Consider the following 11062-nt stretch of genomic DNA (forward strand, 5'->3'; position numbering starts at 1 on the left):
TCACGTCCTTTTGCGGGGGTCGACGATATCACGAAGCCCGTCGCCCAGAAGGTTGAAGGTAAAGACGGCCATCATCAGCCAAAGCCCCGGAAAAACCGCCATCCACCATTCGCCCGAGACGATGAAATTCGCGCCTTCGGCTACCATGATCCCCCACTCCGGGGTCGGTGGGCGCACGCCGAGCCCGATAAAAGACAGCCCCGCCGCATTCAGGATCGCCCAGCCGAGGTTCAGCGATACCTGCACCATCATCGGTGGCAGCGCGTTTGGGAAGATATGCATCGCCAAAACGCGGACATCGGAATTGCCGGACAGTTTGGCGGCTTGAGCAAACCCTGCGCTGCGGCGGATGTTCACCTCGGCGCGGACAAGCCGGGCATAGAACGGCACGTTGATGATCGCGGTGGCATAGATGATATTCTCGATCGTATTGCCAAGCGCGGCCACGATCCCCATCGCCAGCACGAACAGTGGAAAGGCCATGATCGTATCAAGGATGCGGTTCAACACGATATCCGGCCAGCCCCCCCAATACCCCGCGATACAGCCCAGAACAGAGCCCACCACAAAGGACAGCGCGACGGCCGCCACCGAAATCCACAGGTCCAGGCGCGTGGCCACAATGACGCGGCTAAAGACATCCCGGCCCACGTTATCGGTGCCGAACCAGTGATCCCAAGACGGGGGATGTAGCGCTTTTGCGGCGTTGGTCTGTAGCGGATCATAGGGCACCAGCGCAGGACCAAGGATCGCGGACAGCATGATCAGCGCGAACATCCCGAAGGCCAGCAAAGTCACCGGATTAGCACGCAGGACATAGATCAGATGATCAAAGCCGCCGGTTGCCTTGGGCGTTGTTTTCAAGGGCGTATCCGTCATTTTGAGGAGAACCCGATACGCGGATCAATCGCGGTATAAAGCAGGTCGATCACCAGGTTGAGCGCAACGAACAGCAGTGCCATAGCCAGAACAAAGCCCTGCACGGCGGCATAGTCCGACACCACAAGCGCCTCGACCGCGTAGGATCCGATGCCGGGCCAGGCAAAGACCTTTTCCACCAGAACATTGGCGCCAAGTGTAAAGGAAAAGACCATGCCCAAGGTCGTCACCACCGGAAGCAGCGCATTGCGAAAGGCATATCCATAAAGGATGGTGCCACGGGACAATCCGGCGGCCCGCGCCGTGCGGATGAAATCCGACGACAACGCCGTCAGCATCGCCGCGCGCGTCATCCGCGCAATCGGCGCAAGAGTGAACAAAGCCAGAGTAATCGCCGGCAGGATCAACTGTTTCGCCGCCCCGCGCCAGGTTTCCCAGTCGCCCATAAGCGCGGCGTCGATCAGGTAAAACCCGGTGACACGGTCAGGATCCAGATAGATGAAATCCAGCCGCCCCAAAGGCGACGGCGCAATGCCAAGGAGATAGTAAAACACATAGATCAGTACGATCCCGGTAAAGAACGTCGGTAAAGAAACCCCCGCAGTCACCAGCACACGACACAGATGATCGACCCAGGATCCGGGGCGTGTGGCCGCCAGAATCCCCAAAGGAATAGCGATGCCACACGACAGGATCAGCGCCGTCAGCGTCAGCTCCAACGAGGCGGGCAAGCGACTTGCCAGATCGGTTGCGACCGGTCGACCGCTTGAAATCGACTGCCCCAGATCCCCCTGCATCAGATCGCCAACATAGATGAAAAACTGTTGAATCAAGGGCTTGTCCAGCCCCAGAGCCTTGCGCACCTCCGCAATGGAGGCTTCATCCGCCGCTGCCCCGGCAAAATAGGCCGCAGGATCACCGGGCAGCGTCCGGGTCAGCAGAAAGCTAATGACCACGACACCGATGACGACCGGAATAGACTGCGCGACGCGAAAGGCGACGGCGCGCAGCCGGGGATATGCGGCGACGGACACAGGCTTAACCGGCCGACAACGGGCGCACGTCGAGCTGACGATGGAACCAGAACTCATAGCCCTCTGCCCCATTGGTCGCGACGTTCAGCGCCGGCTGATAGAGCGGAATACGCGGCAGATCCTCCAACACGATCTCGAACATGCGCTTGATCTTGGGCGCATAGTCCGGGTCATCCATCGGCATGTGCAACGTGGCATTCACCAGATCCTCGATTTCTTCGTTACGATAATTGGAGGAGTTGAACAGATGCCCGTCCTGATAGGCCCAGAAGAAATAGTAATCCGGCGTGTTCAGCCAACCGCCGAAGTTTTCCAGATGCAGCGGCAAACGCTTTTCCACCAACGCGGCGGTGCGCCAGTTGGCGCCGGGGATCTTTTCGATCTCGGCGGTGATACCAATCTGCGCCAGGCTTTCCTGAATCAACAAAGCCGCAGGTTCCATCCATGAAGCCAGATCAAGGCTGATCGACAAAGGCACTTCGAACCCGTCGGGATAGCCCGATTTTGCCATATATTCCTTAGCCTTGTCGATATCGGTGTAATATTGTGTCTTGCGTGGCCAGGCGATGTCGGTGATTTCCGCCTCGCCTCCCCAGAGCGGCGCGCCACGCCCGTAAGCCGCAGCTTGGAAGATATCCTCGTAAGGCACGGCATAGGCGACGGCCTTGCGCACATCAGCGTCCTGAAACGGCTCGAACTTGGTATTCGTGCACAGGCAATGAATGCAGTTTTCAATCGGCGTCGAATAGACATCAATGATCTCGGCCAGCTCGGCGGCATCCTTGTCGGGAATATCAAACGACATCTGCACATCGCCCCGCTCGACCAGCGCGCGACGGGTGGCCGGGCTGGGCACTTCGCGCACCACGACGCGCTTGACAGCCGGAACCGGGCCGCCGACCCAATTGTCGTTCCGCTCATAGACCAACTGCTCTCCGGGTGTCCAACGCAGCACCTTGAACGCACCCGAGCCTGCGGGCGTCATATGCAGGTATTCCATCGCCCAAGGGTCATCCGTCGTGGCATTTGCCTTTGCCACGGCCGAGTTGATGACGAAGGGCACCGGCACAGCCAAATCGGGGATCGCCAGCTTTGACGGGTGGTCAAGCGTGATGACAAAGGTCTCTGCGTCGACGGCCTCGAACTGATCAGGGCGCACAAGCCCACCGGCCTTCATCTGAACCGAGGGAAACCCCCCAACAGAAACAGCGCGATCGAAGGACCACTTTACATCCTCTGCAGTCACCTTCGCACCATCCCAAAACGTTGCATTGGGTTTGATCTTGAAGGTGATCGTCAGGCCATCCTCTGACACCGTCCAGCTTTCGGCAAGCTCGGGTACGATGGTGTCGTAATCATAGGACAAGCCGCCGCCCGGCACCTCTTTGGTGCCGAAGGACACAAGCCGGTCATAGCAGTTCACCGCCACCTGATATGACGCGCGATTGGTGCCAGTACGGTGCAGGTCCAGACTGTTGATTGTCTGGCCAGAGACCACCACCAACGTGTCCGCCCCTTGGGCGGCCGCCGGCATGGCACGCAGGAACGGCAGGACAGACGCCCCGGCCATACCCATTTTCAGAAAGTTGCGTCGTGTCGTCGTGTCCGTCATGGAAAAACCCTCTCGCTGCTGATCCGGCCGTGCAGATTCGGCCCTTGGAAAAAGGGTGCGCTGGACCAGCGCCAACTTCTATTGCTATATACTCATTATAGCGGTGCATTTTTTGCAACACATATGGAAAAACTTATCAGTATGAAGCACTTGAAGACATTCGAGCTGATCGAGGCGGTTGTGCGGGCGGGCTCTATTCGCAAAGCGGCAGAGGATATGAATCTTACTGCCTCGGCTCTGAACCGGCGTATTCAGGGCTTCGAGCAGGAGTTCGGATGGACCATTTTCGAGCGGCTGCCGCGCGGGATGCGCCTGAATCCGGCAGGCGAACTCCTGATGCAGCACATCCGTGCGCAGCGCACCGATCTCGCGCGTATCCAGTCACAGGTCGCTGATCTGTCGGGCGAGCGGCGCGGGCATGTTTCTATCGCCTGTTCGCAGGCGCTTTTACCCTATTTCCTACCGCAGCAGATTGCGATCTATCGCGCCAATCACCCCGGTGTAACCTTCTCCGTCAACGTCCGCGATCGCGTGCAAGCGGAACAGGACCTGGCATCGTTCAGCAGTGATCTGGCGCTGGTGTTCGAGCCCATTCACCTTGTCGAATTCGAAGTCCTGTTTACCCTTACCCAGTCCGTCCATGCGGTCTTTCGCAAAGACAATCCGCTGGCACGCAAGGAAGTCCTCCGCCTGCGCGACTGTTTGGGCCAGAAGCTGGCTCTGCCCGCCCTGCCCTATGGCGTCCGCCACCTTTTGGAACTAGGCGCCAAGCGGATCGGCAGGTCGCTCTATCCTGCGGTCGAAACCGAATCCTTCGAGATGATCCGCCACTATGTCACCCACGAAAACGCCGTTGGGTTTCAGATCCCGATTGGCCTGGATGAGCACCAGCAGAACGCGATCACCCATCGCCCCTTGCTGGAAAGAGACGTGCCGACAGGCAAGCTCTTGCTGGGTCAGATGAAAGGCCGGGTTCTGCCCGTCGCGTCCGCGCGGTTCTCCAACCAACTCATGGCCGTGTTGGCTGAGCAGGTTGATTGATAGAAAACTGTTTTGGCCAGCTCTTTGCATGAAACCAAGCATTGCTAAAATTGCCTCCTAGAATAAGCGGGGCCTCGTTGTTTTGCCCCCTTGCCCTCCGCGCCGAATGGCGGAAGCAACGCACTCACGATTGAAGTCCATCGCCACGTGTATGATCGCCACCACCCCCGCTTGCATCTTGGTTGGTCCAAGCCTGTCCGGAGCGGCCCGACCACGTCAGACCAACCGCTGGCTGTTCGGAAATTAGGGCTGGCAGATCGGTTAAGGTCGGCTATACCTAACGTTGTGACAGGGGCGTCCGGATTGCCGGGCTGAGAAGCACCCTTTGAACCTGAACCAGATCATGCTGGCGGAGGAAGTCGCGGTTTCAGCCCCGGATCTAATCCGGCCACGCGTTCCGTCATTCCATCCGCACGAAAAAGGACGATGGAATGACAAACTGGGGCAAAAACCTCGCCACGATGCGCGCACATGCGCCGCTTGTGCAAAATATCACCAACTATGTCGCGATGAACGTGATGGCCAACGCCATGTTGGCCAGCGGCGCGTCGCCGGCAATGGTCCACGCCGAAGAAGAAGCGGCCGAGTTTGCATCTTTCACACAGGCGTTGACGATCAACATCGGAACCCTATCCCCCGCTTGGGTTCGTGCAATGACCGCTGCGGCTCAGGTCGCCAATACCGTTGGCACACCGTGGGTTCTGGATCCGGTCGCCGCAGGTGCGACGGCGTTCCGGCGCGAAACCTCTGCACAGCTTTTGACCTGCAAACCGACAGTTATTCGCGGCAACGCGTCCGAGATCATCGCCCTCACCGGCGAAGCCGCCAAGGGCAAAGGGGCTGATGCGGCGGATACGGTCAGTGCAGCGGAAAACGCGGCACGTATCTTGGCGCAGCAAACCGGCGCAGTTGTTGCCGTCACCGGACCAATAGATTTCGTGACAAATGGCACAGAAGCGTTTCGCATTGCCAATGGTCACGCTTTGATGCCGCAAGTAACGGCCTTGGGCTGTGCTTTGACGGGCGTGGTTGGCGCCTTTGTTGTCGGGCAAGACCCGCTTGAGGCCACAGTCGCGGCGCTGGCATATTACGGGCTGGCAGGCGAACATGCCGCGAAGGTGGCGCAGGGTCCTGGCAGCTTCGCCATGGGCTTCATCGATGCGCTGCACGCGATAACACCGGAGGACGTAAACAACGGGGCAAAAGTGGTCGCGACATGAATCTCTCGATCTATTTCGTGACACCAGATGGGGCCGAAGACACGCTTGTCCTTGCCGCGCTGCGTGGTGGGGCAACCGTGATCCAGTTGCGCGACAAGCAGGCAACCGACGCCGAACTAATCGCGCAGGCCCGTCGCTTGGCACCCGCCTGTGCAGCAGCCGGCGTTCCACTGATCATCAATGACCGGCTTGAAGTTGCCTTGGCCAGCGGCGCTGCGGGCCTGCACATTGGACAGTCAGATGGCGACCCGCGCGGCATCCGCGCCGCCCTCGGGCGCGATCAAATCCTCGGCCTTTCCATTGAGAGCTTTGACCAATTGGCCGCTCTGCCAATGCAAGACGTGGACTACATTGGCGCAGGCCCTGTCCGCGCGACCCGATCGAAAACCAACCACGCCACGCCGATTGGTATGGACGGGCTTGCCCGCATTTCCGCCGTCAGCCCTGTGCCCACCGTTGCCATTGGCGGCGTGAAGGCAATGGATATTCCGATGCTCAAATCCATCGGATGCGCGGGCCTAGCCGTCGTGTCCGCGATTGCGCAGGCTCCTGATCCCGAGATGGCAACGCGCGACATGTTCCAAAAATGGAGAACAGAATGATCCCCAACATTCTTTCGATCGCCGGGTCTGACCCTTCAGGCGGGGCCGGCATCCAAGCCGATCTCAAGGCGATTTCGGCCAACGGCGGCTACGCAATGGCCGCCATCACGGCACTGACAGTGCAAAATACCTGTGGGGTCTTTGGCGTTGAATTGCTTGCCCCTGCGTTTGTGGCTGCACAGATTAACGCAATATTTGATGACATTCGTGTCGATGCTGTCAAAATCGGCATGTTGGGCGACGTGGGCGTTATCTCGGCTGTCTCGGCCTGCCTCAAGGGCCGCGATATACCCATCGTGCTGGATCCGGTCATGGTGGCGAAGGGCGGCAACCGACTGCTCGAGGCCAAGAGCGTCGCGGCCCTGCGCGACCACCTGGTGCCACATGCAAGTGTCATAACGCCGAACCTGCCAGAGGCCGCAGATCTTCTGAATGAACCCGAAGCCACCACGCGCGCGGCGATGGAGGCGCAGGCGGCGGCCTTGTTGGCCCTTGGATGCAAGGCCGTATTGCTCAAGGGCGGACATCTTTCTGGTGGTCACAGCCCTGACCTGTTCCTTACTCAGACGGGCAGAACTTGGATCGAAGCCCCTCGGGTCGCCACGAAAAACACGCACGGCACAGGCTGCACGCTGTCCTCAGCGCTTGCGACACAAATTGCCCTGACGGGTGATCCGCTCTCGGCCGTGCGGGCCGCAAAAACCTATACGCTTGGCGCCATTCGTGGCGCCGATGCCCTCAGCGTTGGGCACAGAAATGACCACGGGCACGGCCCAGTCGATCACTTTTTCTCCCAAAGGACATACCCATGAAACATCTCCTGACGGCCGCCGCCTTCGCACTGTTGACGACCCCAGCACAGGCCCAAGACAAGCTGTCCATTATGCTTGACTGGTTCGTAAACCCTGACCACGGGCCGATCATCGTCGCCCAAAGCCGTGGCTACTTCGCCGAGGCCGGGCTTGAAGTTGATATAATCGCCCCCGCCGACCCATCCGATCCGCCGAAGATGGCCGCGGCAGGCAAGGTGGATCTGGCAGTTGGCTATCAGCCGCAGCTCTATCTGCAACACGCGGCAGGGCTGTCGCTGATGCGCGTCGGTACGCTGATCTCATCGCCGCTTTACTGTGTGATGGTCGATGCGGGCGGCCCGGTTCAGACCCTCGCCGATCTGAAAGGCCGCAGGGTCGGCTATTCCGTGCCCGGCCTCGAAGAGGCGCTGATGCACACCATGTTGCGCGCCAACGGCGTAGATCCGGCAAACGTCGAGCAAATCAACGTGAACTTCGCGCTGACATCTGCTTTGGCTGCGGGTCAAGTTGATGCGGTATCCGGCGCATTTCGGAATTTTGAACTGTCTCAAATGACAGCCATCGGAAAAACCGGCCGGTGCTTCTTACCCGAAGAACATGGCGTTCCCGTCTATGACGAACTGATCTATCTGACCAACCCCGAAACCGTGGACGCCGACAAGATCGCGCGGTTCCTTGCAGCCACAAAGCGCGCCACGACCGAAATCATGGCAGATCCCGAAGCCGGGTGGCAGACGTTCCGCGCCTATTCCGCCGAGCTGGACGACACACTCAATGCCGCAGCATGGCAGGCAACCGCACCGCTCTTTGCGACAGATCCCGGCACCCTCGATATTCAGCGATACGCAGCCTTTGGCGCCTATATGGCCGATATCGGCATGATCGCGAAGGCGCCGGAGGTCTCTACCATCGCGACCACGCTTGGCGCGCAATAGATATGGCCGCGAACTGGGGCATAACCGGGTCGGCGCGGATCGACCGTCAGCAGCTGTTCACTGGGCTTGAGCTGACGCTTGAGCCCGGCTGGACCTGCCTGATGGGGCCGTCAGGGGCAGGGAAATCCACTCTCCTGCGGCTGTTGGCCGGGCTCGAAACCAGTGCGACCTTCGAGGGCACCATTCGCCGACCGGACCGTATCGGGTGGATGGGTCAGACAGATCTCATGCAACCCCGGCTCACAGTCGCCCAGAATGTAACGCTGATGGCAAGGCTTGCCGCACGCCCCCACGATCCGGTTCGCACTGAAAGCATTCTGCGCTCTGTCGGTTTGGCGGGCTTTGGGCCGCGCCGCCCCGAGACTTTGTCCGGAGGGCAACGGCAGCGCGTCGCGCTGGCCCGCACGCTGATCGAGGATGCGCCTCTGATCCTTCTGGATGAGCCCTTTTCCGCGCTCGACCCCGCCAATCGCGCCGCCATGCAAGAACTGGCTTACGCGCAGTTGGCCGGGCGCACCGTCTTGCTTGTTACCCATGACCCGGCAGAAGCGCTGCGGTTGGGCACACATCTTTTCATGCTTGCGCAGGGTGGCTTGGCAACGGTCCCTGCCCTTGCCCCACCGCATCCACGCGATTCTAGCGACCTGGAACTGGCACTGGCCGCAGGGCAAATTCTGACCCGGATCAGGCAATCATCATGAAGCGCGCAGCCCCATTTTTTGCCATCTTGGGATTTTGGCAGATCGTTGCCAGCTTGCAGCTTTTACCAGCCTTCGTTCTGCCCACGCCTGTGTCTGTCTTGCGCGCCATGATCGACAACTCGGAACTGCTGTATCACAATACATTGGTGACTTTGGGCGAGGTTCTGGCGGGTATCGCGATCGGCCTGTTCTTCGGCATTGCAGCCGCTTTCATCATGATGCTGTCGGCGGGGGTTCGCAGGGTGCTGCGCCCTGTCCTCACCGGCTCACAAGCCCTGCCCGTCTTCGTCTTGGCACCTGTACTGACCATCTGGTTTGGCTATGGCGCGGGACCGAAAATCCTCATGACGGTCCTGTTGGTGTTTTTCCCTGTTGCATCTGGTCTTCTGGACGGTTTGCTTGCAACGCCCGCCGCAACGCTTGATTTAGCTCATATCGCCAAGGCCAGCCAATGGCGCACCCTAATTTGGTTGCGCTTGCCTCACGCCTTGCCGCAGCTCGGCGCAAGCCTGCGGATCGCGGTAACTTACGCCCCCACCGGGGCCGTCATCGGTGAATGGGTCGGCGCATCGAAAGGTCTGGGGTATCTGATGTTGATGTCGAATGCCCGGCTGCGCATCGACCTGATGTTCGCGGCGCTGGCCCTTATCGTCGCAATGACACTCGTGCTGAATATAGTAACCCACCGGTTTCTGCGTCGTTTCGAAATTTGACCTCCGGGATCGCCACAAGTTGCCCTTCAGCTACCGCCTCAGTGTCCAAACTGGACGTGTTTGACGAACACTGCTTTTCCGACGCTTCAAGACCTTGAATGCGCGATCGTTCAGACAGAAACCGCGCCATCAAACGCGTGCACCGCAGTCTTCTAAACCATAGAGACAAGCATCTCACAGACGCGGGCCGGATCGTATCGATCAGGGGTGCCATCAACCAGTGGAACACGATGACACGGAATTGCGTGCCGCGCGGTCACTTCGGCGCAGATCGAACGATCGACACCGCTATCGCAGATGACATGTGAAAGCAGACGATGGGTTGGGGTGTCCTCTCCTGCGTCGGCGCGCAGTGGAGCCAAAAGCGCCGAAACCTGATCCGCAAGACTGAGGCCAAATGCTTCAGGATCATGGCCCAGACTGGGAACATAGACTTTGGGCACATCACTGGCGGCGATCGCGCGCCCAACGCCCGCAGGCAGGAGGTTGGCGACAACGCTGGAAAACAGGCTTCCCGGTGGATAGCAGATGATATCCGCCTGACTTATGAGTTTCCTGTTTCTTTTCGGAAGCGGAACTTCGCGCGGCAAGATTTCCTTTTTACCATCACTTAGAAACAGCCGCGAGATGGATGAGGTGATAGGGCTTGTCTCTTTGCCGCTAATGCGACGCTGGCCAATGACACGCTGACCGTTTGCCAGGTCCACCCCAAGCTGGAGGTTTTCGTCGACCACAGCGCGCACAGTACCGCGCACGTCCACCATCTTGGACATCAAGAACAACACAGGCTCCAACAAGCGATCATTGCTGAGGTAACCGCCGGCAAGGATCAGATTGCCGATGCTGGCATTGTGATAGTCGAAGCTTTCTGGTGCGGCCTTGGCAAAATCCTGGATGAAGGATTGGATCAGCATCCGCATCGGGCGCAAAATCGCCTTGATCAACGGGTGCTTGCCTTCGATCATCGCGTCAACCTCGGCTTTCAGGTCTTCTTGTTCGGCGGTTTTTGACAATCTATGTGTAAACAGACGGTAAATGTCTGGCTGACCAAGATCCGTTTCATCGGCCAGCGCCATCAGACGGCTGCGCAAATCCCCGACCGCTGGCATATCAAAGGCTTCGCGCAGAACCTGCGAACTGCCGCCACTGTCAAACGGGGTAATCAGGTGGCATGAATTATAAGTGTAGCGCTTGAGATGCCTCGAGATATCATTCAAAGCGCTGCCGCCGCTAAAGAACAGGATACGCGGCCCAAGGTGGGTTGCACTCAGAGATCGGGCGACACGCAGGTCGTCGGGCAGGCGTGCCTCGCGCTGTATCGTGATCTTCGCCATGGGACAGAAACGCCTTTTTTCGACGGCGGTCTGTTCCGCCTTGGATAGGAGACCCGCGTCGCGGATAAGGGCGTAACTATGCCCAACACCCAGATAAGGCCAACAGTGGGCGCTGTCACCCTTAGGAAGGAACAGAGTTTCGTCTTTCGAAACCAGGACAACATATTGGACCCACGATT

General features: G+C 59.1%; 11 protein-coding genes and 1 riboswitch. Of the genes, 7 read left to right on the forward strand and 4 right to left on the reverse strand.

Annotated elements, in window-relative coordinates; all coding sequences use genetic code 11:
• The 3 genes from BSF79_RS01980 to BSF79_RS01990 are packed head-to-tail and all read right to left on the reverse strand — an operon-like array spanning position 1 to position 3525.
• On the reverse strand, positions 1–864 hold the full coding sequence (locus tag BSF79_RS01980) for an ABC transporter permease (RefSeq protein ID WP_245776287.1): 864 nt from the start codon (positions 862–864) through the stop codon (positions 1–3).
• Positions 865–875: 11 nt separating this feature from the next.
• Positions 876–1913 (reverse strand): ABC transporter permease, encoded by a 1038-nt coding sequence (locus BSF79_RS01985; protein WP_090267627.1) that lies wholly within the window; start codon positions 1911–1913, stop codon positions 876–878.
• A 4-nt stretch (positions 1914–1917) separates the two neighbouring features.
• On the reverse strand, positions 1918–3525 hold the full coding sequence (locus BSF79_RS01990) for an ABC transporter substrate-binding protein (protein WP_090267629.1): 1608 nt from the start codon (positions 3523–3525) through the stop codon (positions 1918–1920).
• A 141-nt stretch (positions 3526–3666) separates the two neighbouring features.
• Here BSF79_RS01990 and BSF79_RS01995 point away from each other — a divergent pair, with 141 nt between their 5' ends.
• The 7 genes from BSF79_RS01995 (at position 3667) to BSF79_RS02025 (ending at position 9549) form a co-directional block, all read left to right on the forward strand.
• A complete protein-coding gene (locus BSF79_RS01995) occupies positions 3667–4566 on the forward strand; it encodes a LysR family transcriptional regulator (RefSeq protein ID WP_090267872.1) in 900 nt (299 codons plus the stop codon).
• Positions 4567–4846: 280 nt separating this feature from the next.
• Positions 4847–4941, forward strand: a riboswitch (TPP riboswitch).
• Between the two features lie 56 nt (positions 4942–4997).
• Entirely contained in the window at positions 4998–5786 is a 789-nt protein-coding gene (thiM, locus tag BSF79_RS02000) for a hydroxyethylthiazole kinase (RefSeq protein WP_090267632.1), read from the forward strand.
• Positions 5783–6388 carry a thiamine phosphate synthase gene (thiE, locus tag BSF79_RS02005; RefSeq protein ID WP_090267634.1) on the forward strand — a complete coding sequence of 202 codons (606 nt, stop codon included), beginning with the start codon at positions 5783–5785 and terminating at the stop codon, positions 6386–6388. The genes thiM and thiE overlap by 4 nt, the downstream gene beginning before the upstream one ends.
• Positions 6385–7200: a bifunctional hydroxymethylpyrimidine kinase/phosphomethylpyrimidine kinase gene (thiD, locus tag BSF79_RS02010; RefSeq protein ID WP_090267637.1), complete on the forward strand. Its 816-nt coding sequence runs from the start codon at positions 6385–6387 to the stop codon at positions 7198–7200. Before thiE ends, thiD begins: the two co-directional genes overlap by 4 nt.
• Positions 7197–8135 (forward strand): ABC transporter substrate-binding protein, encoded by a 939-nt coding sequence (locus BSF79_RS02015; RefSeq protein WP_090267639.1) that lies wholly within the window; start codon positions 7197–7199, stop codon positions 8133–8135. Before thiD ends, BSF79_RS02015 begins: the two co-directional genes overlap by 4 nt.
• A 2-nt stretch (positions 8136–8137) precedes the next feature.
• Positions 8138–8836: an ABC transporter ATP-binding protein gene (locus BSF79_RS02020; protein WP_090267640.1), complete on the forward strand. Its 699-nt coding sequence runs from the start codon at positions 8138–8140 to the stop codon at positions 8834–8836.
• Positions 8833–9549 carry an ABC transporter permease gene (locus BSF79_RS02025; protein ID WP_090267643.1) on the forward strand — a complete coding sequence of 239 codons (717 nt, stop codon included), beginning with the start codon at positions 8833–8835 and terminating at the stop codon, positions 9547–9549. Before BSF79_RS02020 ends, BSF79_RS02025 begins: the two co-directional genes overlap by 4 nt.
• A 152-nt stretch (positions 9550–9701) precedes the next feature.
• Here BSF79_RS02025 and BSF79_RS02030 read toward each other — a convergent pair whose 3' ends face one another.
• Positions 9702–10883, reverse strand: a complete 1182-nt coding sequence (locus tag BSF79_RS02030) for a GAK system CofD-like protein (protein WP_090267646.1) — start codon at positions 10881–10883, stop codon at positions 9702–9704.
• Between the last annotated feature and the right edge of the window lie 179 nt (positions 10884–11062).

The organism is Thalassovita taeanensis (assembly GCF_900110775.1).
Classification (GTDB): domain Bacteria; phylum Pseudomonadota; class Alphaproteobacteria; order Rhodobacterales; family Rhodobacteraceae; genus Litorimicrobium; species Litorimicrobium taeanense.

Bases quoted from the DNA above. Each gene is read 5' to 3' on its own strand.
- BSF79_RS02025 (WP_090267643.1), top strand. From the start codon at position 8,833: ATGAAGCGCGCAGCCCCATTTTTTGCCATCTTGGGATTTTGGCAGATC.
- thiE (WP_090267634.1), top strand. From the start codon at position 5,783: ATGAATCTCTCGATCTATTTCGTGACACCAGATGGGGCCGAAGACACG.
- thiM (WP_090267632.1), top strand. From the start codon at position 4,998: ATGACAAACTGGGGCAAAAACCTCGCCACGATGCGCGCACATGCGCCG.
- BSF79_RS02015 (WP_090267639.1), top strand. From the start codon at position 7,197: ATGAAACATCTCCTGACGGCCGCCGCCTTCGCACTGTTGACGACCCCA.
- thiD (WP_090267637.1), top strand. From the start codon at position 6,385: ATGATCCCCAACATTCTTTCGATCGCCGGGTCTGACCCTTCAGGCGGG.
- BSF79_RS01990 (WP_090267629.1), bottom strand. From the start codon at position 3,525: ATGACGGACACGACGACACGACGCAACTTTCTGAAAATGGGTATGGCC.
- BSF79_RS02030 (WP_090267646.1), bottom strand. From the start codon at position 10,883: ATGGCGAAGATCACGATACAGCGCGAGGCACGCCTGCCCGACGACCTG.
- BSF79_RS02020 (WP_090267640.1), top strand. From the start codon at position 8,138: ATGGCCGCGAACTGGGGCATAACCGGGTCGGCGCGGATCGACCGTCAG.
- BSF79_RS01995 (WP_090267872.1), top strand. From the start codon at position 3,667: ATGAAGCACTTGAAGACATTCGAGCTGATCGAGGCGGTTGTGCGGGCG.